Consider the following 26,152-nt stretch of genomic DNA (forward strand, 5'->3'; position numbering starts at 1 on the left):
ACGATATGAGAAAAAAATGACAAATATGCCTTCCTCCCGCGGCAAAAACGCAGCCTGGCTGATCGCGGGGATCCTGATGATTGCCACCACGCTGCGCGTCACCTTTACCGGAGCCGCCCCGTTGCTGGATGCAATTCGCACCGACTACGGCCTGAGTACCGCCCAGACGGGACTTCTGACCACCCTGCCGCTGCTGGCCTTCGCACTGGTATCGCCTCTGGCCGCCACCGTTGCACGCCGTTGGGGTATCGAACGCAGCCTGTTTGCCGCAATGCTACTGATTTGCGCAGGTATTGCGATACGTTCGCTGCCCACGCCAGGTTTCCTGTTTAGCGGCACCGCTATCATTGGTTGCGGAATCGCGCTGGGAAATGTGCTGTTACCTGGGCTGATCAAGCGTGATTTTGCTCAGCATGTGGCAAAACTCACTGGCGCATACTCGCTGACTATGGGCGCAGCGGCGGCACTGGGTTCAGCTATTGTGGTTCCGCTGGCGCTGAACGGGTTTGGCTGGCGCGGTGCGCTGATGGTACTGATGGTCTTTCCGCTGCTGGCGCTGATTATCTGGTTACCCCAATGTCGCCAGACGGCCAATGCCAGTTTGAGCAACTCGCGCGCTTTGCATTCCCGCGCGATCTGGCGCTCGAGCCTCGCCTGGCAGGTGACGCTGTTTCTCGGGATCAATTCACTTATCTACTACGTGATCATTGGCTGGCTACCCGCCATTTTAATCAGCCACGGCTACAGCGAAGCGCAGGCCGGTTCGTTGCATGGTTTACTGCAACTGGCAACCGCCGCGCCGGGGTTATTGATCCCTCTCGTCCTGAACAGATTTAAGGATCAGCGCGCCATCGCCGCACTGGTTTCGTTAATGTGCGCCATCGGCGCAGCGGGATTCGCGGTAATGCCCGGGCAGGCTTTGCTGTGGACCATACTGTTTGGCTTTGGCTCAGGCGCTACGATGATCCTTGGTTTGACCTTTATTGGCCTGCGCGCAAGCTCAGCGCATCAGGCCGCGGCCCTGTCCGGCATGGCACAGTCCGTCGGGTATTTACTGGCTGCCTGTGGGCCACCGCTGATGGGTAAGATTCACGACCTCAATGGTAGCTGGCTGATTCCATTAGCTGGGGTCGCCGTGTTAGCAATACTGATGGCAGTGTTTGGTCTGTGCGCGGGGCGTAATCGGGAGATAGCAAGCGCATAAAGCAGCGGGCAGGTTTGAGTATAACCTGCCCGTTTTTTTATCCTCGCGCAGCGCGCAGCATTGCCTGAACTAACGGCACGGGTTTTCCCGCCAGCGCTCCACGTTCATGCTGAAAGAGTGTGCCGACAAAAAAAGGATGCGTCACCAGCTCAATGGCACGGATATCACCAGCCTCATCCCAGCCAGTCACACGAAGATCACCGCTCTCAAGCTCGGCGGCAAAATCTTCCGATACGCCATAGTTGCAGTGATACCCCTCGGAGATAACACCCCGTCCGTAGGCTTTGGCAATCAGCGTATTGGCCCTCAGTTCAATATCATCCGTTTTTTCTACCAGCGAGCAGGTCAACGGTGCGATGACCATCCGCCCCGTGGTATCCGTTTCCGCATGGGCAGCATCACTCCAGCCCAGCACGTTGCGGGCATACTCCAGAATCGCATGTTGAAAACCGCCACAGGTCCCGAGGAATGGGATGCTGTTTTCACGCGCGTAGCGTATCGCGATCAGTGCGCCTTCCAGGTGCCGATATGGACTGCCAGGAACGACCCAAATAGCATCATAGCCAATCAGATCTTCACTGCTGCTAATATCAGAGGTGGTTAGCCAGTCATAATCAGCCACTAATTCCAGGACGGCAGCGGCATCATCGATAGCAAGAGGAATGGCCTGATGCGCCACAATATCAGGGCTGTAATCACCCACCAGCGCAATGCGAAGCGTATCTTTAAACGGGGAAATTTCCATTAAGCTTTCCTTATGTCCAGACAATGAGGGACAATATAAGGAGCCTCAGCCTACCGATTTTTTGTTGGTATCACAATCCCTTAAATTGGGAGTCAGGACGGGCAGAATGTTACAATTGTCACGTTTTACGATCTTATTTAACCGTAATAAAGGTGTCGAAATAAATCAAAGCAGTGGATTAATGGAGCGGATGAGAAGATGAAAATTCAATGTAAACGCGTGTATGACCCAGCAGAAAAAAATGATGGTTATCGCGTACTGGTCGACAGGTTGTGGCCTCGCGGGGTAAAAAAGACCGACCTTATTTTTAACGAATGGAATAAAACGCTTACGCCGTCATCTGATTTACGCAAGGCGTTCCACGCAGAATTGATTGATTTCACACACTTTTCCGAGCAATATCGCGCTGAACTGGCCCTACAGCAGCAGGAAGGAAAGCGTCTCGCAGAGATTGCCCGACAGCAAACCTTAACGCTACTGTATGCGGCGAAAAACACCCAGCAAAACCACGCGCTGGTGCTGGCTGAATGGATACGTCAATGCTAACCGGATTTCATTTGCCCGTTGTCGGATGATCTCTGCGCCAGAGCGCCCATTCATCAATCACTTCCCCGCCCGGTAATTTGCAGTCCGACCTTACGCCTTGCGGGGTCTGCACCGCAATCAGCGAGCCGCCCTTTTGTTCGCAATATACCGATGCCGGATTCGCCAGACCAATCTTCGGCGGTTTGGGGGCTTCGGGCTGAGTGGTACATCCAGCTAGCACCAACAAGCCGGGCAAAATAATAGACGCCAGTTTCATATCGACTCCTGTTAAAAACCTTATCCCGGCAGGTTACCCCGACTTTCCATCTATCTCCATGTTTTACTGTCAGCTTTCAATTTAATGTTTAAGTTTTGAGCGGGATGGCGTGTTTCATCTTTCATCTTGATGTTCTATCATGCGGGCCACGTCAGCCCAGTCATTACTCAGGAGCATTTACACCTCATGTCGGACATGATCCTTGCCAGAGTCTCACAATCCTTAGCCACGGAGCAGTCAGTTGAGAGCCTGGTTCGGCAACTTCTGGAGATGCTGGAAGTGGTGACTGAGATGGAATCCACCTATTTAACCAAGGTCGATTTAGATGCCCGCCTGCAGCATATTTTGTATGCTCGCAATAGCAAGCAGATGCAGATCCCTGAAGGGCTGTCCGTACCCTGGGATGAGACGCTATGCAAACGCGCCATAGACGAAAACTGTCTGTACAGCGACAACGTTCCCGCTCGCTGGCCGGAGTGTACCGCCGCCCGCGCGCTGGAGATAACCACTTTCCTGAGCACGCCGGTTCATCTTCCCGACGGAACGTTTTACGGTACGCTCTGCGCCACCAGTCGCCACCAGCACGCATTAAGCCAACGTGGCGAACAGGTGTTACATCTGTTTGCGGGCCTGATCGCCCAGTCAATTCAAAAAGAGTCGCTGGTTGCTCAGTTACGTGAAGCGAATGCCGCGCTGATTGCGCACTCTTACACCGATGCCCTGACCGGATTACCGAATCGGCGCGCCATTTTTGAAAATGTTGAGACTCTTTTTTCCCTTGCCCGACATCTCAGGCAGAAGATTATTTTTGCCTATATTGATTTGGATGATTTCAAATTGATCAATGACCGCTTTGGCCACGAGGTTGGCGACCAGTTTCTGATCCAGATTGGTCAGCGTCTGCTTCGCGAATGCGGTGACAATGATATCCTTGGCCGACTGGGTGGTGACGAATTTTTAGTCGTAAGCCTGTCACCGGAAGATGACAGGGATCCGCGGGACCGCCTGCAGCAGGTGAAAAATCAGCTACAACAGCAAATTTGCGGTGACTACCACCTGGGCGACGTTCATCTATTTTATCCTGGCGCCAGTCTGGGCGTTGTGGAAATTAATCCGTTGGAGACTGATGTAAACTGCGCGCTTCACCTCGCAGACAGCGCAATGTACAAGGATAAAAAGCGTCAGGATAAAACCACTTTTGTCGTACATTAAGCCCTGCTATGCTAACCCGTCTTTAAATAACTCTGGCAGATAATCGTATGCGACTCGGTATTATTTTCCCCGTCATCATTTTCATTTCCGCTGTCGTTTTCTTATCCTGGTTTTTTATTGGCGGCTACGCTGCGCCGGGAGCATAACGATGAAAAAAACAACGCTTATTATGATTGGCGTGGCTATCATCGTCGTTCTGGGAACAGAATTCGGCTGGTGGTGACCTAAGAAAAAGGCCACATATTAGTGGCCTCTATTGTCTGTATGTTTACTTAGCTTTTGATTTTTCTGTAGATAAACAACACCACAATCGCACCGATCACCGCCACGGCGAAACTGCCGAAGTTGAAACCATCGACTTTACCAAAACCAAAGAAGGTGCTGATCCAGCCACCCACTACCGCACCGACAACCCCTAAGATAATGGTCATAAAGAATCCGCCGCCATCTTTACCCGGCATAATCCATTTTGCCAAAATCCCAGCAATAAGACCGAAAACCACCCATGAAATAATGCCCATAATTTCCCTCACTTATGTTTTTAAATTAACGATTCACTCGTCGTATAAAAGCATAGCATAGCGCTGAAAAATTAAAATTTGTGATCGCTATCACTTCTGTTTTTCATCTTTTTCCGATGTTTCATAAGGTTACATCGCTGACTGGCAGACTAATTTTGTCGCGCCTCGTCATTAATGTCGAATCGTCAGTCATTCTGCTTAACGCTTTGGCTGTCAGCCCCTGCTATTGCTGGGTTTTCACTTCTGGCACACTTTATGCTTAAACAGCCCGTCACTACGACACATCGTAGTCCGCGATGCATATCGCGTGACTGCGTCTACAATTCGCGCTATTTCAGCATTTAACAGGTCTGTTATTGATGAAAAAAATCACCAGTGTATGCCCATACTGTGGGGCCGGGTGCAAGCTCAAGCTTGTTGTTGAGAATAACAAAATCATCCGCGCTGAGGCCGCAGAGGGTGTAACGAACCAAAATCAGTTATGCCTGAAAGGCTATTATGGTTGGGACTTTCTTAACGACACTCGCCTTCTGACTCCCCGTCTGACCCGCCCGATGATCCGTTATGAAAAAGGTGGAAAATTCACTCCCGTTAGCTGGGATGAAGCCATTCGTTACACCGCAAAACGCTTAACTGAAATCAAAAATACCTATGGCCCTCGTGCCATCATGACCACCGGATCTTCCCGTGGAACAGGGAATGAGACCAACTACGTGATGCAAAAATTCGCACGTGGCGTGCTCCATACCAACAATGTCGATTGCTGTGCCCGCGTCTGTCACGGCCCTTCCGTGGCCGGGTTACAGGAAACGTTAGGCAATGGCGCCATGAGCAATTCCATCAGCGACATTGAAAACTCAAAATGCCTGCTGATCTTTGGTTATAACTGTGCCGATTCACACCCAATTGTGGCCCGCCGGGTAATTAAAGCTCGCCAGAACGGTGCAAAAATCATTGTCTGCGACCCACGCCGGATTGAAACTGCCCGTATCGCTGACCAACATTTGCAGTTGAAAAACGGTTGCAATATGGCGCTGGTCAACGCCTTTGGCCATGTTCTCATCGAGGAGCAACTCTACGATCGCGAGTATGTACAAAAGCATGCGGAAGGACTGGAAACATACTGGGAAACCGTTAAGGAGTATGCGCCTGAAGACGTTGAACATTTAACCGGTGTTCCCGCACAGCAGGTTCGTCAGGCGATGCGTACATTTGCTGCGGCGCCATCGGCCACTGTGATGTGGGGGATGGGCGTCACCCAGTTTGGTCAGGCCGTTGACGTGGTTCGTGGTTTGTCGAGCCTGGCCTTGCTGACCGGAAATCTGGGACGCCCTAACGTCGGTGTTGGCCCGGTGCGCGGGCAAAATAACGTGCAGGGCGCGTGCGATATGGGGGTGCTACCTAACCAGTTTCCAGGGTATCAGGACGTAACCGATTTCGCCGTCAGGGAGAAATTTGCCACCGCATGGGGCATTGACGTTAATCAGATGGATGACAAGGTTGGGACCCGCATCACCGAAGTTCCGCATCTGGCTATCGAAGGCAAAATCAAAGCCTACTACATCATGGGAGAAGACCCACTGCAAACCGAGGCCGATTTGGGTCTGGTCCGCGAAGGATTTAACGCGCTCGATTTTATCGTCGTGCAGGATATCTTCATGACCAAGACGGCGGAAATGGCCGATGTCCTCCTGCCTGCCACCTCATGGGGTGAACACGGTGGCGTCTTTACCTGCGCCGATCGCGGTTTCCAGCGTTTTGAGAAAGCGATTGAACCCACCGGTGATGTAAAGCGTGACTGGGAGATTATCAGCCTGCTGGCCAGCGAAATGGGTTATCCAATGCAGTATCAAAATAACCAGCAAATCTGGGATGAGATGCGCGAGCTGTGTCCACTGTTCTACGGCGTGACCTATGAGAAAATGGGTGAGATGGGTCATGTTCAGTGGCCATGTCCCGATCTCGATAGTCCTGGTACGCCCTACCTTTACGCGCACAGCCAGTTTGATACCGCCAATGGCAAAGGCAAACTGTTTGCCGCACCGTGGCGAGCGCCTGCAGAAGTTCCTGATGAACAATATCCGCTGGTGCTGTGTACCGTGCGTGAGGTTGGGCACTACTCCTGCCGTTCGATGACCGGCAACTGCGCAGCGTTGCAAGCACTGGCAGACGAGCCTGGGTATGTGCAAATCAATACCCATGATGCTGAAAAATTGGGTATTCGTCATCGCGATCTGGTATGGGTCAGCTCGCGCCGCGGTAAGGTTATCAGCCGCGCGGATGTCTCCGAGCGCATCAATGCCGGAACGGTCTATATGACCTATCAATGGTGGATTGGCGCGTGTAACGAGTTAACCCAGGACAATCTCGATCCTATTTCGAAAACGCCGGAAACCAAATATTGCGCCGTAAATATTGAGCACATTACCGATCAGGGGTGGGCAGAAAAATATGCCGCACAAACGTATAGCGATATGAAGTCACGTCTATGTGAGGCTATTGCGTAAATCACCGCCATCATCGCCTGAGTCTGGCTTTCCAGACTCAGGCCTTATCTCATGACTTCGCCAGCTGTGGTTCACTGAAGCGGATGGATGCAGCTTCCTCCTGCTTATCCCGCCGCATAAAGCCGAGGTTCATCAGAAACAATCCCGCCATAAACGGTAGTTCGTACAGTTCTTCAATCAGATCGCCATACTGAGCATTGTGCAGAAAGATGGGAGCCAGCAGACGATGATGCTCTACCGTATCGGAGATCAAAAATGCACAGGTGGTGATCGCTAACAGCCACAGAGGTAGCGGTTCATTGCGAAAGCGACGGGCAATATCCTGGCGTAAGCGCTTCGAAATCAGCACTGGCAGAATAATCATGGCAATCAATACCACTGAGATAGCCCGGAACAGGAGTTTAGGATGCTCAGGAAAATAATCGCGGCCCCAACTTGTGCTTCGGCCCAGTAATACCAGCCACCACGCTGCCGCCCAAAGCCAAAATTGCTTCTCGCCTTCGGGACGTGATAAGGGCCTGATGTAGCTGAGTGTAAATATGGCACCAAACAGCAGCCATAGCGCCTGGCCATTTTCAATCCAGCTGACGACAGTACCGTTGAGTAGCGGGAGATGCCAGTTCGCGGCGAACGGGATCGCCACGATGGCTAATCCGAGAATGATTGTGGGTAATGTAAGTCGGGTATTGAGTTTCATAAGCGCGATGTTCTGTTTTATATCTGTTTCGCGATCATAACCCCTGTGAATGATCAACTATTAGCAATCAATGCGAATCTCTTAAGGTATTCTTAAGGAATCCTTTCTGGATATTTCCCTGTTCCTCCCAGAAAAAAACGCACTGCGCCGTCAAAGCGCAGTGCAGTTTTTAGATTAAAAACTAATATACTCAATCAGTAGCAGTGACTAATGCCTACCACCCGCAGACTTCGTGCTCATTTTCGGTATCGTACGAACGCACGGTATTGACCAGATCTTTGACCACTTCTGCTGCCACATCCGGCACCAGTAATGTCATTGGCGCCTCTGTTTCATAATCAACAGAAACACCGTTGCTGTTATTGGTCACGGTTACGGTATAGGTTGCTTTACCCATGATTTACTCCTTGCCGGTGCGCACGACTTTTCGTTGATTTGCACTCTCCATCAGAACTTCCGGGGCGACGAAAAAATCGATATTAAAGTAAGTGTCGTCGGTCATCACTTCGATGTTATGCCATTTTTCCGGTGGAAAAACGCCAAACTGACCGGCTTCAATAATCATCACCTCTACTGGCTCCGGACTGTGTTCGTCTGCGTATCCGAGATATTTGACCGCCCCCTGCATAACCGAAAGTCGAGGATAAACCCCGGCACGGGTCCCTTTATCAAGGTGGCGTTCGAAAATTCCGGCAGGCGCCGTTTCTTTGTTCCAGAATGGCGTAGAGCGTGTATGGATATGATTCTGTGGAATTTGAAGCATTTTTCTTCCCTTTTCCAGTCGACAACCAGCGAGTCATATTGAACCGCTGCTGTACACAGGGTACGCCTCAAAATATACATTTAAAATACCATTTATTGGTTATAACCCTACGATTATAAATGAAAAGCAGAGCGCAATATTAAAGGCCCGCCGCAATCAGCGGGCCGATGGCATCACGATTGAAGCGTGGCCAGACGGGCGGCAAAACCAACGAAAATCAGGCCGATAAGGGAATTCCCCACTTTAGCCAGTTTCTTCTTCGTACGGATATATTGCGTCACAAACGCGCCGGAGAAAATAAGGAAGCTCAAATAGAAAAAGCTCACTATCTCAAGCGTAATAGCCAGAATAAAGAATGACAGCCCTGAATGCGGCGCATTGACATCAATAAACTGCACGAAAAACGACACATAAAACAGAATAGCTTTGGGATTGGTCAGGCTCAGGATTAATGCGCGCTTAAAAATAGCGCCAAACGGGACTTCCTCAGGCGCGGCGTCGCTTGCTTTCGATTTCAGTGTTGCATACAGGATCTTCGCGCCAAGATACAGTAAATAGAAAGCGCCAAGATAACGAACGATATTGAACAAAACGGGCGTTGTTTTAATCAATGCAGCAACACCGGCATAGGCCAAAAACATCAACACGGCATCACCAATAAACACACCGCTGGCGGCGAGATACCCCCCTTTACTCCCCTACCGACGCTGTTTTTCAGCACAAATATCGTATTTGGCCCCGGTACCAGCACGATAAAAATAGCCCCCACCAGATACGTCCAGTAATTCAGAACTCCATACTCTGCGAACACGTTAACCTCTTCCTGAAAAAACACATGCACTTGCTGCGATACAATATGCTAACGAATGCGACCGGTGATGGAAAGAGCAGGTTATTAATTAAAAAACCCGCCACTGGTGGCGGGTGTGTACAGATAATGTTAGCCCGGATTAATGGTGCAGCATTTCATCCACTACTTCTTCGCCCTTCAGCTGATAAGGGTAGTAGGTAGGCCAGTTTTCCATCTCCTCAAACAAGGCAGCCTGCGAGGTATTTCCCATAAAGATATGGAAGTGGCTCGATTTACGCGGCGCGATAATATGATCGCTGAATTGCACGTATTTAGGCGCTTTGCTGTCAGCGGCTTTACACTCAAACAGATACCGTACACCTTTCTTGCCTGATTTATAGTGCAAGATTTTATACCCGGCATAATCGTATTTGCACGATGCGACCTGATTACCGGTGTGAAATTCCATCACGCCATCTTCGATGCCGATGGTGTCTACATTGGTTGCATAGCCTGTACGGTAATAAGCTTTAATTTGTTCTGCCGTTTTGCTTTTATCTTTCTCCGCTTTCTTTTTGAAAACCGGATCAAGTTCGCCACTGACCAGATACGGATAGACAGATTGCCACATGCCATCCCAGTCGGACAGCGCCCGGTTCTGCACCTGGTTATCATCAAATACCCCTTCCGACGCCTTTTGTTCTGCTTCACTCATCGGCGCACCATGGGAATGATGACCATGCGCCAAAACCTGCCCACAGACTAAAAGCATCCCCAGAGCGATTGTCAGTTTGTTAAAACGAATAGCCAAAACTTCACCCTCAAATCGTTTGCGAGTTAATTGTTATAATATAACGTAACAATTTAATCAATAGACATTACTGCACGTTATTGCCTCACGCTTCAATGAGTTTTCTGGAGCAAATCTGCTCAAGCAGAGCCTGCTGATGGCTGATAATGAGCATACCTAATGGCCGACGCTGGCACTCTTCAAGCAGTAATACCCAGATATCTTTTTGAATGGAAGGATCGAGCTGGGCGGTAATTTCATCGGCAATAAGAAAACGTGTCCGCGGATCCAGCGCGCGAAGTAAAGCAATTCGCGCCAGTTCACCGCCAGAAAGCTGTCCGGGACGGCGGGTTAACCACTCAGGATTGATGTGAAGACGGGTAAGCAGTTCAGCATCAGGTCGCCAGGCATCATAAACCGCATCGCCAGTGCTACGCCGGGGGTTAAAGGTTAATTCCGGATGCTGTGGCACCAGTTGCACCGGGCAATACTGGTGCATTGGCAGCGGTTGGTCATCAACCAGAATGTCACCCGAGGTCGGTTTTTGCCAGCCCGCCAGTACGCGCCCCAACGTTGTTTTGCCGGTTCCGCTGGGTGCGCAAACCCCAATGCGTTCTCCGGGGCGCAGAGAGAAGGTCAGATTTTGCCATAGCACCTTTCCTCCCTGACAAATCGTCACCTCACGACAGCACAGCATCGCGCTCTCCAAAAAGTTGATTTCTTTCAGGCAGCGCCCGCCATTGGCGTTGCAGATGCTCGCTGATCTCTCCGCGTAACAGCTGTTCCCGGCTGACGTTATCCGACACCCTTCCCTGATGCAGCGCGACAATGCGGTCCGCGTGGCGAGCGGCCAGCGTAAGGTCGTGCGTTACCCATAAAACGCCAGCCCCTTGCTCACATTGCTCACGTAGCTGTTCAAGCAGTTGATTAGCCAGCGGTGCATCAAGCCAGGCGGTAATTTCATCAGCCAGAATATAGCGAGCCTGGCTCAGCGACGCGTGACAGGCCAGAACACGTTTCGCCATCCCCCCCGAAAGCTGGCGTGGGAAAGCATCTAATACGCGACTTTCCAGTTGGCTACGCTGGAGCAATCGTTCAATTTTTCCGGCATTCCAGGCCTGGCCAGAGAGCTGACTTGCCCTGCGCAGATGCTTTTCAATCGAGAGCAGCGGGTTAAGCGCCTGAACACCTTGCGGGACATAGCTGAAAGTATTGCCACGACATTTGCGAATATCATCACTATCCAGCGTTTTCCCTTCCAGGGTGATGGAGCCGTTGAAACGCAAATTGTCCGGTAAGAGATCAAGCAGACATTGCAGCAACAGGCTTTTACCTTCCCCACTTCCCCCAACTAACGCCACCATCTGACCTGGCGCTACGTCGAAAGAGATATCCTGCAACAGCGAAGACCAGTTTCTCGCGCCGTACCAGCGATAACGCGCCACGTCCAGCGAGACCTGTCTTAAACTCAACATGCGTCACCTCGTAACCATAAACGATGCACTGCCCTTGCGAGCTGATCGAATAACATAACCAGACTGAATAGCATCAGCCCGGGAAACAGCACTAACCACCAGTCGCCATGACTGATAAACCTCAGCGCATCAGCCAGCAACAGGCCCAGCGATGGTTCATGCGGCGCCAGCCCAAAACCGAGGAAGCTCAACGCCGCGCTGTGCAACACCGCATGGGGAAACATCAGCAAGGTTCCCGTTAACCACTGGGGTAACAATGCCGGGAGATAGTGATGCCGCCAGCAGTAAAAATGTCCGTGTCCCAGACGCCAGGTTAACGTCAGATAGTCACTGTGGGCCACGCGCTGCGCTTCGGCACGCAGGATTAGCGCCAGACGCGGCCAGTGGGTCAACGCAACCGCCATAATCACCCCATTTTTTCCGCCGCCCAGCGTGAAACAGATCAATATGAGCAACAGCAGATGCGGCATTGACAGCATGGCATCGGTAATCAGACGCATTAGTACATCCAGACGCGGATGTATACGTGAAACCGCCGCCATCATTAATGCGATGAAGCCGCTGCACAACGCCGCGCCAATACCAATTTGCAGACTGGTTAACGCGCCCTGAAAGCAACGAATCCACAGATCACGACCGAGGTTATCGGTGCCAAACCAATACAGCGCATCAGGCGGTAAATGACGGGCAAGCAGATTAACGCTCAATGGGTTATCCAGCGTCGCTGCGCCATACACCGCAATGCCTAGCAGGCAGCTAAAAGAGAGCAGAAGACGAATTAGCGTCGGCGTCGGATTATAGAGCATCAGGTCGCTCCAGAGCACGGTTCAACACATGGACAAGCCAGGTAGACAACGAGTTGCCAATGAACACTAACACGGTACTGAACAACACAATTCCCATCAGTAACGGCAGATCGCCGCGCAATCCGGCATCAATAGTGGCCTGTCCCAGTCCCGGATAAGCAAAAACTTTTTCCGCCAGCAGTGCGCCGCCCAGCAGTTCTCCCAGCGAGGCGAACTGCAGGCACAGCGCGGGCGTGATAGCGTGGCGCAGAACCTGATGACGCAACAGCGACCAGCCTTTATCTCCCTGAGAACGCGCAAAACGGACAAAATCGCTTTTCATCACGCTGGCGATACTTTCCCGTGTATGAAGTGTAATTTGGCCAAGTCCCAATAAACTTAGCGCGCAAACGGGCAGCACTAAATGGCGCAGACGCTCAGCCAGCGTGGCCATATCACCACTGTTGCCCGGCTCCCACGCGCAGCAGACCGGAAATACCGGCCAGCGCACGGCAAATAACGCCAGCAGCAGCATGCCAATCCAGAAGGTCGGCAACGACGAAAGCAGATAGCTGAGTCGACAGATTGCTTTATCCGGCCAGCGATTCAGATAACGACCCGCGACAAATCCCATTGCCGTTCCCAGTATGCCGGAGAGCAGCCACGCGCCGCCAAGCAAGGCAAACGAAGTCGCAAAGCGCTCCTTGATTACGCTGGCAACCGGTGCATTAAACAACATTGAGTAGCCGAGATCGCCCTGCAATACACGTATAAACCAGTGACCAAAACGCTCCCATAACGGCTGGTCTAATCCCCAGCGGGCAGCGATACGCGCATATTGTTCCGGTGGCACGTGCAGGAGATCGTTGCCGATATAGGCGCGAATCGGATCGACAGGAGAAAAGCTGAGCAGCATAAAAGTGCCAGCCGCAACCAGCACTAATAACACTATCAGCCGTAGAAAATGGCCTACAACAGACTTCATCAACGGCAGGTCCAGGTCCATTCATCCAGATTATTGAGCAGGGACCAGCTACCGTGGATCTCCGGCGCGCCTTTGCCTAAGTCAATACACGGATTTGCCAGATAAGTGTGCTGAATGTTCAGCAGCCATGCCCAGGCGGCATCGCCCTGCACCCCAGCCCCTTGCTTGCCATCCCACTCCACCTGTTACCAGAAAGGCAACGCTTTTTGCCAGTCCGGAGCATCAATGGCCTGTTTAAGATGTTGTTCAACGACGGGATTGCTGTAATAGCCTGGATTGTAGTATTCCACGCCCGCGGCCTGATTGCTGTAGTGATGGAAAAGCTCCATCGGATCCAGGCTTCCCCAGCCAAACAGCGTCGGATTCGAATGCATATGCCGCTCAACGGTTTCCCAGCTTCCGGATTGCAGCGAGACCTGAATACCCACGGGCTCCAGCATCGCACGTACGGCCTCGGCTATATCCCGGCGCGTACTGTCACCGCTGGCGTACCATAGAGTCAGGCGAGCCTCTTTACCGTCTTTCACGCGTACGCCGTCTTTCCCCACCTTCCAGCCGGCTTCTTCCAGAATCATCCGCGCTTTTTCGCTGTCGCCATCTTTGAACGCAACTGACTGTCCCTGCCATGGCAGGCCCTGAACCGCGCTATACGCCGGAATCGCATGACCTTCCATGACCTGATCGGCAAGTTGTTTACGATCGATGGCGTAGTTGATGGCGCGCCTGATGGCGATATCAGCCGTAATATCGTTACCGATCGGATAACCATTGGCGTCTTTTTTACCCGCTGGAACCATCGGGAACACAATGCCACGATTTTCCACGCTGTCGCGTACCCAAAGCTTCAAATTCTGCTGTTGAGGGGCAACCGCCATCGAAGGCGCGATACGCACGAGTCCCAGTTGACCACTGCGCGCTGCGGCATAAGCGTTATCTTCATCAAGGAAGACAAACACCAGCTTACTGAAATCATTTTTCTTACCGGCATACCAGGGGTTCGCCTCCACGATCAGCTGCTGCCCCGGCTGAAAACTCACCAACCGATAAGGGCCCGCGCCAATCGGATTTTTGGCGAATGTTTTTTCGTCATACCGTTTTTCGGGAACAATACCCAAAGAGCCCAGCACGTTCACAAAGGTGCTCTGCGGGCTGCGCAGCGTGATTTCTGCCGTGCGGTTATCTTTCAGGCTGGCATGAGTAAAGTTTCCCATGTCGATTTTGCCGCCGCTCTTTGCGGCTTTATTATAGGTGAACACCACATCTTCAGCGGTTAGCGGGGAACCATCGGAGAATTTAAGGTCGGGTTTTAACGTCAACGTCCAGGTTTTGCCGTCAGCGCTGGTTTCAACTTTTTCCGTCAGCAGGTTACCCCAGCTCATATCTGCGTTTTGTTTTAATAATGGTGCATGCAAAAGCAAATAGCTGCCATGACTCCAGCCCAGCATCGGGTCAAACCCTTCCGTTGGCTCAGGTCCAATTGCCAGCTTCAACGTCTGACCCTCGCTCACATTTTGCGCGGCGAGAAGTGGTGAGGTTAATGCGAGAGTCAATGCGCACGTAAGCAGTGCCAGCTTGCCTTTAATCATTATGTTATCCAGATTTGCGTTATTTTTATGCCGCTCAACGATTCAATTCCGTTAAACGGTCTCCTGGGGAAGGGATTATGGCGGACTGAAATGACGAAAAAAATGATGCGGCGCAGAAAAGTATGACGATTTTCTAAAATTATCATACTTTTTTCTGATACTCCTAATTGAGTACCTTCTGAATCGCAGAAAATAGATTAAATGTTAGCCATTCAATTAATGGCAAATTAATTACAACCTAATGATTACAAATACTAATTATTGGTCATTTACGCTATTTACTTAGCTAAAACTAATGACAATTTATGTATATTTATTCAAGAAAAACACCAGAAGTGATAAGTTATGTAAACATATAATGATAATTATTTTATTATCATTCCCATCAATTATCTTACTTCCTTTGAATTTTTAACAAAGGAAGTTTGACTATGCGCTTAAAACCTATTGCTTCTGTTGTTCTGTCCTGTCTAGGATTTTCCAGTCCCCTGGCCTTTGCTGAAGATGTTATGGTGGTAACCGCTTCCGGTTACGAAAAGAAAATCACCAACGCTGCCGCCAGCGTCTCCGTTATTTCACAGCAAGAGTTACAAACCAATAAATATAATGATTTAGGCGAAGCCTTGCGTTCTGTTGAAGGGGTGGATGTCGAAAGCAGCACCGGTAAAACCGGTGGTCTGGAGATCAGCATTCGTGGCATGCCCGCCAGTTATACCCTGATCCTGATTGATGGTATTCGTCAAAACGGCAGCAGCGATGTGACGCCAAACGGCTTCTCAGCTATGAATACCAGCTTTATGCCTCCACTGGCGGCAATCGATCATATTGAGGTGATCCGCGGCCCGATGTCGACGCTTTATGGCTCCGACGCAATCGGTGGCGTGGTGAATATCATCACCAAAAAAAGCACCGATAAATGGAGCACCTCCATCAATACCGACGTTAACCTGCAAGAGAGTAATAAATGGGGTAACAGCACGGTCGCCAACTTCTGGTCAAGCGGCCCGTTAATCGCTGGCGTACTGGATATGCAGGTTCGGGGTAGCACCACCCAACGTCAGGGTTCCAGCGTTACCTCCCTGAGCGATACCTCCTCCACCCGCGTACCTTATCCTACCGAGTCAGAAAACTATAACATCGGCACGCGACTCGACTGGAAGACGAATGAAAGCAATACGCTATGGTTAGATCTCGACTCCGCCAGACAGCGCTATGATAACGATGACGGTCAGTTGGGTAACCTGACGGGGGGTTACGATAAAACGCTGCGCTATGAGCGTAACAAAGTCACCCTCGGCCACGATACCGCCTTAACGTTCGGCACATGGAAATCCTCCCTCGGCTGGAATGAAACTGAGAACAAAGGACGACAACTGGTCTCCTCCGCACTCACGCCAGAGAACGCAGGCCGGGCCGGTGACGCACGTGAACTGAAGAACACTAACGTCATTCTGGACTCAGTACTGCTGACGCCATTAGGTGATTCGCACCTCTTAACCCTCGGCGGGGAATATTGGGATGCGCGGATGAAAGACGGTGTGGTGCTGGCCAATACCGGCGAAACGTTCCATCAAAAAACGTGGGCAGCCTATGTAGAAGATGAATGGCATATTCTCGACTCGTTGGCCTTAACCGCAGGGACACGCTACGAGCATAACGATGTCTTTGGCGGTCATCTCAGCCCACGCGCGTATATGGTTTGGGACGTATCCGACGAATGGACGCTCAAAGGCGGCGTGACGACAGGTTATAAAGCGCCATCACTGAGCCAGTTACATAACGGGATCAGCGGCGTAACCGCGCAAGGAACCGTGAATACGGTCGGTAATCCGAACCTAAAACCTGAGGAAAGTATCAGCTACGAAACCGGGCTGTATTACGAGAACGACACCGGGCTGAACGCCAACATTACCGGCTTCTATACCGAATACAAAAATAAAATTGTCTCGTATTCTATCGATGATAATACCAACAGCTATACCAACAGCGGCAAGGCAAGGACCGATGGCGTTGAATTTGCCAGCACCTTCCCTCTGTGGTCGGATGTGCTGACTTTATCCCTCAACTACACCTACACCCAGAGCAAGCAAAAAGATGGTGACAATAAAGGCGCGCCGTTAAGCTACACGCCAAAACATATGGCTAACGCTCGCCTGAACTGGCAGGCAACGGAAGATATGAATGCCTGGCTGAGCGCACGTTATCGCGGTAAAGCTCCACGCTTTACCGAAAATTACAACAACCTCAGCGCAGTACAAAAGGCCGTCTATGACGATAAAGGCGCTGATTTAAAAGCCTGGACCGTTCTCGACATGGGGATGTCTTATAAGCTGACCAAAGATCTGACGCTGAATACGGCGGTCAATAACGTGCTGGATAAAGACTTTAGCGAGGTTAAACTTTATCAGGTGGGCCGTAATAGCACCTACGCAGGAGATTACTATCAGACTGCTCAATCTACTACCGGATACGTAAACCCGGGCCGTAACTATTGGGTATCGTTAAACTACCAGTTCTGATTTAGTTTTTTCCTACCAGACGGGCTGTCAATGATAGCCCGTCGACCACTGGGTTTCACCAAATGCCCGGCACTGTTCTTTTTGCCAGCCAGCGGGGCTCCAATGTTTTTACCAGAGATAAAGCGACAAGGAATATTTTCGTCCCCGGCAGAGAAAAATGACGGAATGAGAGGTTAAGCTGAACTGGGACAGAATAGTCTGGGCGAGGCTTTAATCGATAGCTTTAAATAGCCATTATGTTTTATGAGTCACGGAGCAACGGGTGCCCCGTGACAGCCATTAACTTACTTCAAATACTCTCCGCTGCGCAGCGCTTCAATACGTTTATCCAACGGCGGGTGAGTCATAAACAGCTCACTCAACGACTTGGATTTACCGTTGATGCAGAACGCCATCATGCTGGTCGCTTCCTGCGGCTCATAGCTGGTTTTCAGACGCTGCAGCGCGGCGATCATTTTCTCACGCCCCACCAGTTTTGCTGAACCGGCATCCGCATGGAATTCACGATGACGTGAGAACCACATGGTAATAATGCTCGCCAGAATACCAAACACCAGTTCCAGAACCGTCGCCACTGCGAAGTAGATCAATGGGTTGCCGTTACTGCCCTCACCCTCATCGCGGTTTCCGCCCATAAAGCCAGCGGCAATTTGCGCCAGAATACGTGAGATAAAGATAACGAAGGTGTTCACCACACCCTGAATGAGCGTCATGGTAACCATATCGCCATTGGCAATGTGGCTGATTTCATGCGCGATAACGGCTTCGGCTTCGTCCGGGCTCATGTTTTGCAACAGGCCTGTACTCACAGCCACCAGCGAAGCATCCCGGCGCGCACCGGTAGCAAACGCGTTAATATCTGGCGCATGGTAGATTGCAACCTGCGGCATAGCGATCCCAGCCTGGCGAGCCTGATTCGCTACCGTATTCATCAGCCAGCGTTCTCTTTCATTGCGAGGCTGTTCGATCACTTCCCCACCAACGGATTTTAACGCCATCCATTTGGACATCAGCAGCGAAATGAAGGAACCACCAAAACCAAACAGCAGTGCCATGATCAACAAGCCTTGAACGCTGCTTGACTGAATCCCTGTCAGGCTCAATACCAGCCCGAAAACGACCATCACAGCCAGGTTCGTCAGCAGGAAGAGCGCGATTCGCATCATAATTTTCTTTTAACCTCAATTTAACAAAACGCACTATGCGATTACCCATATCGTATGGGTCTTATGGCTATTTTCAAGCATCCATAGGTGCTAAGTCACCAGAAAGACACAACTTTACATTTTATCGTATCACACTGACGTCTTCATGCGTTTGTTAAAAAACAGGCACAATTTCTTGTGCCTGTTGGAGGTTATTTACTGGTTGCGGGCTGTTCCGCTGGCTTTTCTTTTTCAAGATGCGCCAGGTCAAGCGCAATTTTTACCGTTTCATCCAGGTAGGGATCTGGTTCCTGGTAATCCTTCGGTAAATCGTCCAGTTTTTTCAGCGGCGGCTTACCTTCTCGCTTAAACCGATCGTTGATACGCGCCAGACGCATTGCGTCATCTTCGTTATTCTCTTTCTCACGCTGAGCGTAATTGAGAGAAGCGATGTTGCGTTTATCCTTCATCGCATTGAAACGCGCAATATCCTTCATGATGTACTGGAACTCAGGATCGTTGGCAATTCGCGCATTGTGCTCTTTTAACAATTCAGGTCCGAACGGCGTCAGATTCTCTGATTTGGTGTAGGTCGCAGCATCAATGCTATCCCACGGCAGCGCGTTATCTTCAAACTTCTCACCGGTTTCTGTTTCTTCATTACCTGTCGGCATGATGATGTCCGGCGTAACGCCCTTACGCTGCGTACTGCCACCGTTTACACGGTAGAATTTCTGGATCGTATACTGAACAGAACCCAGCGCCGGCCATTCCGGACGCAGCATCTGATCATAAATACGGTTCAGAGAGCGATACTGCTGTACAGTGCCTTTCCCGAAAGTCGGTTCACCAACGATCAGCGCACGACCATAATCCTGCATTGCCGCAGCAAAAATCTCTGATGCCGAAGCACTGAAGCGATCGACTAACACTACCAGCGGGCCTTTGTAGTACACAACGCCGTCGGTATCGCTGTCTTCACGCACTTTACCGTTATTGTCACGAACCTGAACCACCGGGCCGGAAGGAATGAACAGACCGGAGAGCGAAACGGCTTCGGTCAGCGCGCCGCCACCGTTAGTACGCAGATCGATAATGATGCTGCTGATGTTCTGTTTTTCCAGCTTCTGCAACTGAACTTTGACATCATCCGTCAGGCCAACATAGAAGCCAGGGATATCCAGTACGCCGACTTTTTCTTTGCCAACGGTTTTCACGGACATTTTCACGGCGCGGTCTTCGAGACGAATACGTTCACGCGTTAACGTGACGGTACGCGTCTTAGTACCTTTACCGGCAGGCAGGATTTCAAGGCGAACTTTGCTGCCTTTGGGTCCTTTGATCAGCGCAACAACGTCATCCAGACGCCAGCCAATCACGTCGACCATTCCCTTACCGGTCTGACCCACGCCGACAATACGGTCACCAACGCTTATTGCTTTGCTCTTGGCTGCCGGGCCGCCCGCCACCATGGAGTTAATGACGGTGTAGTCATCATCCATTTGCAAAACCGCGCCAATACCTTCCAGAGACAGGCTCATTTCAGTATTGAACTGTTCGGTATTGCGTGGAGAGAGATAGTTAGTATGCGGGTCGATCTCGCGGGCGAAAGCCGTCATCGCCAGAGAGAACACACCTTCGCTGTTGGTCTGCGCCAGACGGCGAATCGCAAACTTGTAGCGACGCGTCAGCGTTTCACGAATTTCCGCATCGGTTTTGCCGGTCAGCTTCAGGCTGAGTTCGTCAAATTTAACCTTGCCGTCCCACAGCGCGTTAAGCTCTGCTTCGCTCTTCGGCCATGGCGCTTTGCTCCGGTCGAGGTTAAAGGTGTCGGTACCGGTGAAATCCATTGGACGTGCCAGTACGCTTAAAGCGTACTGATAACGTTCAAATCGGCGTTTTTGCGCCAGATTATAGAGATCGTAAAAGACATCCAGCTTGCCGGTACGCAGTTCATCGCCAAGGACCGTTTTCTTTTTTGCATACTGTTCGATATCGCTCGCCAACAGCACGTTGTGGCTGTAGTCGAGCAGATTCAAATAGCGGTCAAAAATTTTTGCCGAAAACGCCTGATCAAGATCGAACTGGCGATAGTGCGAACGCGTAAAACGCGATGTCACACGTTCACTTACCGTCGCATGCTGGGTTTCTTCCTTTAAAACGGGGATTTGATCGGCACGCGTGATATCTTCCACAGCAAGTGCCTGGCCTGCTAATGCAAGCAGACCAGCTAACGCAGTAAGCCTAAAAAATGTGTTCATGCCAGGCCTGGCCTCCGTTTCAGAACACCAGGTGTTCTGCGCGTACAATCAAAGACATACCCGAATTCAGCTGTACACGGACGCCATCTTTGGTGATTTCTAATACGGTGGCATCCATCGCATTATTACCTGCTTTCACCTTCAGAGACTGCCCTACCGTCAGTACTGAAATATCAGATACCGGGGTATGCTGTTCTTCACGAGGAGCACGCGGTGCTTTTGCTGCTGGTTTCTCAGCGCGAGGTTTACGACGCGGTGCAGGACGCGGCTTACGCTCGCGACGCGGTGCGTCTTCTTTTTCACCAGCAGCAGCGGCTGCTTCGCGTTTTTTCGCCTGTTGCTCTGCACGTTGCGCCTGAACGCGGGCTTTAGCTTCTTCCAGCTGTTTGCGAGCATGTTCAACGTGCTGCTCATCCAGCTCACCACAAGGGTTGCCGTCGAGATCAACACGCGTTGCGCCCAATTTAACGCCATACAGATAGCGCCAGCTTGAAGTATAGAGACGTAAGGCAGAGCGGAGCTGCGTCTTGCTGAGGTTCATTTCGCCCTCAACACGCTCTACCAGATCCTGAAAAATGCCAATTTTCAGTGGGCGCGCTTCGCCTTCCGCACTAAAACACTGCGGGAAGCGTTCGGCCAGAAACGCGATGACTTCTTTACTGCTATTCAACTTAGGTTGATTTTCCATGAAATTTCCTGATTACAACGGACGTAGCCAACAAGCGCAGGCATGAACAGGCGACATTATAATGACGTCATCAGTAATTGCTACGTTATCCGTTGATTATCCTGCGACGCGCGCAAAGAATTTTTTGTAATCCGTCGTTGCAAGCACGGTTTCAAGCTGTGCCACCAGCGTTCGCAGCCCCTGTTCATCCTCGTCAGTAAAGCGGCCAAACGCCGTGCTATCGATATCCAGCACGCCGATTATCTGATTTTCGACGGTGATTGGCAGGACGATTTCAGCGTTGCTGGCGGCATCACATGCGATGTGTCCGTCAAAAGCATGAACGTCCTCAATGCGCTGAACCTGGTTCTGCGCTACTGCGGTCCCACACACCCCACGTCCTACCGGGATCCGCACGCAGGCGATTTTTCCCTGGAAAGGTCCCAGCACCAGCGTATCGTTTTCGAGCAGATAAAAACCGGCCCAGTTTACTTCTGCAAGACGTTCGTACAACAACGCGCTGGTATTTGCCAGCGTTGCCAGAAAACTGGTTTCACCTGCCATTAATGCCTGAAAGTCACGGTTCAGATCCGTGTATAGCTCTGTTTTGTTCATTATGTAATCACTTAGTTGTCTTACTTAAAGCTGCAGCCTACTAAAATAAACATTAAATGCGTTAATGCTCAAGATCATTCCCGTCATGAGTTAAGATAACATTACTTCAACAATTTGATTCGCGATACATGGCCTTAACGACACCACGCATCACGCCGACTAAAAAAATAGCCATCAGGTCCATTGGTGATGCACTCCCTCGTGCGCATTACCATCGTTGCCCTGAATGTGACCTGATCTTTAGCTTGCCTAAAATGCGTTCGCACCAAAGTGCATTTTGCCCACGCTGTCAGGCAAAAATTCGTGACGGACGCGACTGGTCATTAACACGACTGGCGGCTATGGCTTTCACCATGCTGCTGCTGATGCCCTTTGCCTGGGGAGAACCGCTTCTGCACATCTATTTATTAGGTGTGCGCATTGACGCCAATGTGCTGCAAGGCATCTGGCAAATGACCCGACAAGGCGACCCACTCACCGCATCCTTCGTACTCTTTTGCGTTGCCGGTGCGCCCATCATTCTCGTGACCTCAATCGCTTATCTGTGGTTTGGCAATATTCTTGGGATGAGCCTGCGCCCAGTGCTGCTGATGCTGGAAAGGCTCAAAGAGTGGGTGATGCTTGATATCTATCTGGTGGGCATTGGCGTCGCATCAATCAAAGTTCAGGACTATGCTTTTTTGCAACCCGGTGTAGGTCTGTTTGCTTTTATTGCGCTGGTGATCCTCAGTGTTTTGACGCTGTCGCACCTTAACGTTGAGCAGCTTTGGGACCGTTTCTACCCGCAAAGACCAGCCCGACGGCCCGATGAAAAACTCCGCGTCTGCCTCGGCTGCCACTTTACAGGTTATCCGGACGCCCGAGGTCGCTGCCCTCGCTGTCATATCCCGTTGCGCTGGCGCAGGAATCAAAGTATCCAAAAGTGTTGGGCTGCTCTGCTGGCCTCGATCGTCCTGCTTTTGCCTGCTAATCTGCTGCCCATCTCGGTAATTTATGTCAATGGCGGCCGCCAGGAAGACACGATCCTGTCAGGCATAATGTCCCTGGCGAACAGCAACGTTGGCGTAGCGGCGATTGTTTTTATCGCCAGTATTCTGGTGCCATTCACCAAAGTGATTGTGATGTTTACGTTGCTCATCAGCATCCATTTTAGATGTGAGCAAGGATTGCGTACCCGCATCAAACTGCTGCGTATGGTGACCTGGATTGGTCGCTGGTCGATGCTGGATCTCTTTGTTATCGCTTTAACCATGTCGCTGATTAATCGCGATCAGATACTTGCTTTTACTATGGGGCCAGCTGCGTTTTATTTCGGCGCAGCGGTAATATTGACTATTCTTGCTGTGGAATGGCTGGACAGCCGCTTACTTTGGGATGCACATGAGTCAGGAAACGCCCGCTTCGCAGACTGAAGCGCAGATTAAAACTAAACGCCGTATCTCTCCGTTCTGGCTGCTGCCTTTCATCGCGCTGATGATTGCAGGATGGCTTATCTGGGGAAGCTATGAAGATCGCGGCAATACCGTAACCATTGACTTTATGTCTGCTGACGGCATTGTACCGGGCCGTACTCCCGTTCGTTATCAGGGCGTTGAAGTGGGCACCGTGCAAGATATCAACCTCAGCGAAGATCTACGCAAAATTGAAGTGCGCGTCAGCATCAAATCGACCATGAAAGATGCTCTGCGCAAAGATACCCAGTTCTGGTTGGTCACGCCGAAAGCGTCGCTGGCGGGGGTTTCTGGCCTGGATGCGTTGGTTGGCGGCAACTATATCGGCATGATGCCCGGAACCGGCGAGCCGGAAGATCATTTCGTCGCCCTCGATACGCAGCCCAAATATCGTCTGGATAATGGCGATTTAATGCTGCACCTGCGCGCCCCTGACCTCGGGTCGCTCAATAGCGGTTCGCTGGTTTATTTCCGCAAGATTCCGGTGGGCCGGGTGTATGACTACACCATCAACCCAAATCATCAGGGCGTAACCATCGACGTGCTGATCGAACGTCGCTTTACCAACCTGGTGAAAAAAGGCAGCCGTTTCTGGAACGTGTCCGGTGTGAATGCGGATGTCAGCCTCAGCGGAGCGAAAATCAAGCTGGAGAGTCTGGCGGCGCTGGTCAATGGCGCCATTGCTTTTGATTCGCCCGAAGACTCTAAACCCGCGGTGGCCGATGACACGTTTGGTTTGTATCAGGATCTCGCGCACAGCCAGCGGGGAGTGATCGTCAAGCTTGATTTACCCAGCGGCGATGGACCCAAGGCCGGCTCAACGTCGCTGATGTATCAAGGATTAGAAGTCGGGCAACTGACCAAACTGGATTTAAATCCAGGCGGTAAAGTGACCGGCGAAATGACGGTCGATCCCAGCGTAGTAACGCTGCTGCGCGACAATACGCGGATTGAATTACACAGCCCTAAATTATCGTTAAACGATGCAAATATCAGTTCGCTACTAACGGGCAAAACTTTCGAGCTGGTACCTGGCGAGGGCGAGCCGCGTAACCAGTTTGCGGTTATTCCTGCTGAGAAGTCGTTGTTACACGATCCGGGCGTCATGACGCTTACGCTGACCGCGCCGGAGAGTTACGGTATTGATGCCGGTCAGCCACTGATTCTTCACGGCGTACAGGTCGGTCAGGTGATTGATCGCACGCTCTCTGGCAAAGGTGTTTCATTTACCGTTGCCATCGAACCACAGCATCGCGCCCTGGTGCAAGGTGACAGTAAGTTCGTGGTCAACAGCCGCGTTGACGTCAAGGTCGGGCTTGATGGCGTGGAATTCCTTGGCGCCAGCGCCAGCGAATGGCTCAGCGGCGGCATTCGTATTTTGCCCGGTACCAAGGGTGAAATGAAAAAAAGCTACCCGCTGTATGCCAACCTGGAAAAAGCGATTGAAAACAGCCTGAGCGATCTGCCAACTACCACGCTCAGCCTGAGCGCCGAAACGCTGCCTGATGTGCAGGCCGGTTCGGTGGTCTTATACCGCAAATTCGAGGTCGGTGAAGTGATTAGCGTTCGCCCACGCGCCGATGCGTTTGATATCGATCTGCATATCAAACCGGAATATCGCAACCTGCTGACCAGCAACAGCGTATTCTGGGCCGAAGGCGGGGCAAAGGTTCAGCTTAACGGTAGCGGATTGACCGTACAGGCATCTCCCCTGTCGCGAGCGCTCAAAGGGGCGATTAGCTTCGATAACCTCAGCGGCGCCAGCGCCAGCCAACGCAAAGGCGACAAGCGTATTCTGTATGCTTCCGAAACCGCTGCACGTGCAGTGGGCGGGCAGATAACCCTGCACGCGTTCGATGCCGGTAAACTCGCGGCGGGCATGCCAATTCGCTACCTGGGGATCGATATCGGCCAGATCCAGACGCTTGAGCTGATCACCGCCCGTAACGAAGTTCAGGCAAAAGCGGTTCTGTATCCGGAATACGTGCAGACTTTTGCCCGTAGCGGTACCCGCTTCTCCGTGATCACACCGCAAATCTCAGCGGCAGGCGTCGAGCATCTGGATACGATCATACAGCCGTATATTAACGTTGAACCAGGACGCGGTAACCCGCGCCGTGATTTTGAACTGCAGGAAGCCACCATTACCGACTCTCGTTACCTCGATGGTCTGAGTATTGTGGTAGAAGCGCCGGAAGCAGGTTCGCTGAATATCGGTACGCCTGTCCTGTTCAGAGGCATTGAAGTGGGGACCGTCACCGGGCTGACGCTGGGCTCGCTTTCTGACCGCGTGATGGTGGCGATGCGCATTAGCCAGCGCTATCAGCATCTGGTGCGGAACAACTCCGTGTTCTGGCTGGCATCAGGATACAATCTCGACTTTGGTTTGACCGGCGGCGTCGTGAAGACCGGTACCTTCAATCAGTTCATTCGCGGCGGAATCGCCTTCGCTACGCCACCGGGTACGCCGCTGGCCCCGAAAGCGCAGGCAGGTAAACACTTCCTGCTGCTCGAAAGCGAACCAAAAGAGTGGCGTGAATGGGGAACCGCCCTGCCACGTTAATCTCTCCCCTTGCTCCGGCGTACATACTCGCGCCGGAGCACTTATGCTACACTGCGCACCTGTTTTTTT

General features: G+C 51.4%; 24 protein-coding genes and 2 pseudogenes. 9 read left to right on the forward strand and 17 right to left on the reverse strand.

The window, feature by feature from the left end; translation table 11 throughout:
* Positions 1-16 precede the first annotated feature (16 nt).
* Positions 17-1,204, forward strand: coding sequence for a CynX/NimT family MFS transporter (locus OGV38_RS23525; RefSeq protein ID WP_103283900.1), 1,188 nt, complete (start codon positions 17-19; stop codon positions 1,202-1,204).
* A 37-nt stretch (positions 1,205-1,241) separates the two neighbouring features.
* Here the strand turns inward: OGV38_RS23525 and OGV38_RS23530 are convergent, their stop codons facing one another.
* Entirely contained in the window at positions 1,242-1,949 is a 708-nt protein-coding gene (locus tag OGV38_RS23530) for a CTP synthase C-terminal region-related (seleno)protein (protein WP_016156299.1), read from the reverse strand.
* A gap of 198 nt (positions 1,950-2,147) precedes the next feature.
* Between OGV38_RS23530 and OGV38_RS23535 the strand changes: the two genes are divergently transcribed.
* Positions 2,148-2,495 carry a DUF488 domain-containing protein gene (locus tag OGV38_RS23535; RefSeq protein WP_131381125.1) on the forward strand — a complete coding sequence of 116 codons (348 nt, stop codon included), beginning with the start codon at positions 2,148-2,150 and terminating at the stop codon, positions 2,493-2,495.
* A gap of 7 nt (positions 2,496-2,502) precedes the next feature.
* On the opposite strand, the gene OGV38_RS23540 is transcribed toward OGV38_RS23535, so the two are convergent.
* Positions 2,503-2,751: a putative hemolysin gene (locus OGV38_RS23540; RefSeq protein WP_016152798.1), complete on the reverse strand. Its 249-nt coding sequence runs from the start codon at positions 2,749-2,751 to the stop codon at positions 2,503-2,505.
* A 186-nt stretch (positions 2,752-2,937) separates the two neighbouring features.
* Here OGV38_RS23540 and OGV38_RS23545 point away from each other — a divergent pair, with 186 nt between their 5' ends.
* Genes OGV38_RS23545 through yoaJ form a run of 3 tightly spaced genes read left to right on the forward strand, consistent with a single transcriptional unit; the run spans position 2,938 to position 4,186 of the window.
* Positions 2,938-3,963, forward strand: coding sequence for a sensor domain-containing diguanylate cyclase (locus OGV38_RS23545; protein ID WP_269517320.1), 1,026 nt, complete (start codon positions 2,938-2,940; stop codon positions 3,961-3,963).
* 47 nt (positions 3,964-4,010) lie between these two features.
* Positions 4,011-4,109: a YoaK family small membrane protein gene (locus OGV38_RS23550; protein WP_032941789.1), complete on the forward strand. Its 99-nt coding sequence runs from the start codon at positions 4,011-4,013 to the stop codon at positions 4,107-4,109.
* 2 nt (positions 4,110-4,111) lie between these two features.
* Complete coding sequence (yoaJ, locus tag OGV38_RS23555) at positions 4,112-4,186, forward strand: protein YoaJ (protein WP_101700011.1); 75 nt, start codon at positions 4,112-4,114, stop codon at positions 4,184-4,186.
* Between the two features lie 49 nt (positions 4,187-4,235).
* Here yoaJ and OGV38_RS23560 read toward each other — a convergent pair whose 3' ends face one another.
* Complete coding sequence (locus OGV38_RS23560; RefSeq protein ID WP_016152796.1) at positions 4,236-4,484, reverse strand: GlsB/YeaQ/YmgE family stress response membrane protein; 249 nt, start codon at positions 4,482-4,484, stop codon at positions 4,236-4,238.
* Positions 4,485-4,843: 359 nt separating this feature from the next.
* Between OGV38_RS23560 and fdhF the strand changes: the two genes are divergently transcribed.
* A complete protein-coding gene (fdhF, locus tag OGV38_RS23565) occupies positions 4,844-6,991 on the forward strand; it encodes a formate dehydrogenase subunit alpha (RefSeq protein WP_019076601.1) in 2,148 nt (715 codons plus the stop codon).
* A gap of 49 nt (positions 6,992-7,040) precedes the next feature.
* On the opposite strand, the gene OGV38_RS23570 is transcribed toward fdhF, so the two are convergent.
* From OGV38_RS23570 to OGV38_RS23615, 10 genes and pseudogenes are all read right to left on the reverse strand, one after another.
* On the reverse strand, positions 7,041-7,688 hold the full coding sequence (locus tag OGV38_RS23570) for a hypothetical protein (protein ID WP_016156293.1): 648 nt from the start codon (positions 7,686-7,688) through the stop codon (positions 7,041-7,043).
* A gap of 214 nt (positions 7,689-7,902) precedes the next feature.
* Positions 7,903-8,085: a DUF1869 domain-containing protein gene (locus OGV38_RS23575; RefSeq protein ID WP_003832433.1), complete on the reverse strand. Its 183-nt coding sequence runs from the start codon at positions 8,083-8,085 to the stop codon at positions 7,903-7,905.
* Between the two features lie 3 nt (positions 8,086-8,088).
* Positions 8,089-8,451 carry a DUF1971 domain-containing protein YeaR gene (gene yeaR / locus OGV38_RS23580; RefSeq protein WP_005120376.1) on the reverse strand — a complete coding sequence of 121 codons (363 nt, stop codon included), beginning with the start codon at positions 8,449-8,451 and terminating at the stop codon, positions 8,089-8,091.
* Positions 8,452-8,624: 173 nt separating this feature from the next.
* Positions 8,625-9,262: pseudogene (leuE, locus tag OGV38_RS23585) on the reverse strand (leucine efflux protein LeuE).
* A gap of 139 nt (positions 9,263-9,401) precedes the next feature.
* The gene (gene zinT, locus OGV38_RS23590) at positions 9,402-10,052 is read right to left on the reverse strand and encodes a metal-binding protein ZinT (protein WP_137352132.1); all 651 of its coding nucleotides are present in this window, start codon (positions 10,050-10,052) and stop codon (positions 9,402-9,404) included.
* A gap of 85 nt (positions 10,053-10,137) precedes the next feature.
* Positions 10,138-10,728, reverse strand: a complete 591-nt coding sequence (locus OGV38_RS23595) for an ATP-binding cassette domain-containing protein (RefSeq protein WP_016156291.1) — start codon at positions 10,726-10,728, stop codon at positions 10,138-10,140.
* Complete coding sequence (locus OGV38_RS23600; protein ID WP_016152790.1) at positions 10,712-11,506, reverse strand: ATP-binding cassette domain-containing protein; 795 nt, start codon at positions 11,504-11,506, stop codon at positions 10,712-10,714. Before OGV38_RS23600 ends, OGV38_RS23595 begins: the two co-directional genes overlap by 17 nt.
* A complete protein-coding gene (locus tag OGV38_RS23605) occupies positions 11,500-12,312 on the reverse strand; it encodes an ABC transporter permease (protein WP_019076597.1) in 813 nt (270 codons plus the stop codon). The genes OGV38_RS23600 and OGV38_RS23605 overlap by 7 nt, the downstream gene beginning before the upstream one ends.
* Complete coding sequence (locus OGV38_RS23610) at positions 12,302-13,276, reverse strand: ABC transporter permease (protein ID WP_016156289.1); 975 nt, start codon at positions 13,274-13,276, stop codon at positions 12,302-12,304. Before OGV38_RS23610 ends, OGV38_RS23605 begins: the two co-directional genes overlap by 11 nt.
* Positions 13,276-14,862, reverse strand: a pseudogene (locus OGV38_RS23615) (ABC transporter substrate-binding protein). Before OGV38_RS23615 ends, OGV38_RS23610 begins: the two are co-directional and overlap by 1 nt.
* A 431-nt stretch (positions 14,863-15,293) precedes the next feature.
* On the opposite strand from OGV38_RS23615, the gene OGV38_RS23620 reads away from it, so the two are divergent.
* Positions 15,294-17,381 (forward strand): TonB-dependent receptor, encoded by a 2,088-nt coding sequence (locus tag OGV38_RS23620; protein ID WP_286475225.1) that lies wholly within the window; start codon positions 15,294-15,296, stop codon positions 17,379-17,381.
* Between the two features lie 284 nt (positions 17,382-17,665).
* Here OGV38_RS23620 and htpX read toward each other — a convergent pair whose 3' ends face one another.
* The 4 genes from htpX to msrC form a co-directional block, all read right to left on the reverse strand.
* A complete protein-coding gene (gene htpX, locus OGV38_RS23625) occupies positions 17,666-18,547 on the reverse strand; it encodes a protease HtpX (RefSeq protein WP_003034964.1) in 882 nt (293 codons plus the stop codon).
* Between the two features lie 191 nt (positions 18,548-18,738).
* Complete coding sequence (prc, locus tag OGV38_RS23630) at positions 18,739-20,787, reverse strand: carboxy terminal-processing peptidase (protein WP_286475228.1); 2,049 nt, start codon at positions 20,785-20,787, stop codon at positions 18,739-18,741.
* A gap of 19 nt (positions 20,788-20,806) precedes the next feature.
* On the reverse strand, positions 20,807-21,475 hold the full coding sequence (gene proQ, locus OGV38_RS23635; RefSeq protein ID WP_286475231.1) for an RNA chaperone ProQ: 669 nt from the start codon (positions 21,473-21,475) through the stop codon (positions 20,807-20,809).
* Between the two features lie 96 nt (positions 21,476-21,571).
* Positions 21,572-22,069 (reverse strand): free L-methionine (R)-S-oxide reductase MsrC, encoded by a 498-nt coding sequence (gene msrC / locus OGV38_RS23640; protein WP_016152783.1) that lies wholly within the window; start codon positions 22,067-22,069, stop codon positions 21,572-21,574.
* A 128-nt stretch (positions 22,070-22,197) separates the two neighbouring features.
* Between msrC and yebS the strand changes: the two genes are divergently transcribed.
* The gene (gene yebS / locus OGV38_RS23645; protein WP_286475234.1) at positions 22,198-23,481 is read left to right on the forward strand and encodes a membrane integrity lipid transport subunit YebS; all 1,284 of its coding nucleotides are present in this window, start codon (positions 22,198-22,200) and stop codon (positions 23,479-23,481) included.
* Positions 23,450-26,083 (forward strand): PqiB family protein, encoded by a 2,634-nt coding sequence (locus tag OGV38_RS23650; protein ID WP_286475237.1) that lies wholly within the window; start codon positions 23,450-23,452, stop codon positions 26,081-26,083. Before yebS ends, OGV38_RS23650 begins: the two co-directional genes overlap by 32 nt.
* Positions 26,084-26,152: the final 69 nt, after the last annotated feature.

It is taken from the genome of Citrobacter sp. Cb080, assembly GCF_030334745.1.
GTDB classification, from domain to species: domain Bacteria; phylum Pseudomonadota; class Gammaproteobacteria; order Enterobacterales; family Enterobacteriaceae; genus Citrobacter; species Citrobacter braakii.

Coding starts and splice junctions, on each gene's coding strand:
- OGV38_RS23530 (WP_016156299.1), bottom strand. CDS start 1,949: ATGGAAATTTCCCCGTTTAAAGATACGCTTCGCATTGCGCTGGTGGGT.
- htpX (WP_003034964.1), bottom strand. CDS start 18,547: ATGATGCGAATCGCGCTCTTCCTGCTGACGAACCTGGCTGTGATGGTC.
- OGV38_RS23550 (WP_032941789.1), top strand. CDS start 4,011: ATGCGACTCGGTATTATTTTCCCCGTCATCATTTTCATTTCCGCTGTC.
- OGV38_RS23535 (WP_131381125.1), top strand. CDS start 2,148: ATGAAAATTCAATGTAAACGCGTGTATGACCCAGCAGAAAAAAATGAT.
- prc (WP_286475228.1), bottom strand. CDS start 20,787: ATGAACACATTTTTTAGGCTTACTGCGTTAGCTGGTCTGCTTGCATTA.
- OGV38_RS23540 (WP_016152798.1), bottom strand. CDS start 2,751: ATGAAACTGGCGTCTATTATTTTGCCCGGCTTGTTGGTGCTAGCTGGA.
- fdhF (WP_019076601.1), top strand. CDS start 4,844: ATGAAAAAAATCACCAGTGTATGCCCATACTGTGGGGCCGGGTGCAAG.
- OGV38_RS23620 (WP_286475225.1), top strand. CDS start 15,294: ATGCGCTTAAAACCTATTGCTTCTGTTGTTCTGTCCTGTCTAGGATTT.
- OGV38_RS23560 (WP_016152796.1), bottom strand. CDS start 4,484: ATGGGCATTATTTCATGGGTGGTTTTCGGTCTTATTGCTGGGATTTTG.
- OGV38_RS23570 (WP_016156293.1), bottom strand. CDS start 7,688: ATGAAACTCAATACCCGACTTACATTACCCACAATCATTCTCGGATTA.
- proQ (WP_286475231.1), bottom strand. CDS start 21,475: ATGGAAAATCAACCTAAGTTGAATAGCAGTAAAGAAGTCATCGCGTTT.
- OGV38_RS23610 (WP_016156289.1), bottom strand. CDS start 13,276: ATGAAGTCTGTTGTAGGCCATTTTCTACGGCTGATAGTGTTATTAGTG.
- yebS (WP_286475234.1), top strand. CDS start 22,198: ATGGCCTTAACGACACCACGCATCACGCCGACTAAAAAAATAGCCATC.
- msrC (WP_016152783.1), bottom strand. CDS start 22,069: ATGAACAAAACAGAGCTATACACGGATCTGAACCGTGACTTTCAGGCA.
- OGV38_RS23605 (WP_019076597.1), bottom strand. CDS start 12,312: ATGCTCTATAATCCGACGCCGACGCTAATTCGTCTTCTGCTCTCTTTT.
- OGV38_RS23575 (WP_003832433.1), bottom strand. CDS start 8,085: ATGGGTAAAGCAACCTATACCGTAACCGTGACCAATAACAGCAACGGT.
- yeaR (WP_005120376.1), bottom strand. CDS start 8,451: ATGCTTCAAATTCCACAGAATCATATCCATACACGCTCTACGCCATTC.
- OGV38_RS23545 (WP_269517320.1), top strand. CDS start 2,938: ATGTCGGACATGATCCTTGCCAGAGTCTCACAATCCTTAGCCACGGAG.
- OGV38_RS23525 (WP_103283900.1), top strand. CDS start 17: ATGACAAATATGCCTTCCTCCCGCGGCAAAAACGCAGCCTGGCTGATC.
- OGV38_RS23600 (WP_016152790.1), bottom strand. CDS start 11,506: ATGTTGAGTTTAAGACAGGTCTCGCTGGACGTGGCGCGTTATCGCTGG.
- OGV38_RS23650 (WP_286475237.1), top strand. CDS start 23,450: ATGAGTCAGGAAACGCCCGCTTCGCAGACTGAAGCGCAGATTAAAACT.
- OGV38_RS23595 (WP_016156291.1), bottom strand. CDS start 10,728: ATGCTGTGCTGTCGTGAGGTGACGATTTGTCAGGGAGGAAAGGTGCTA.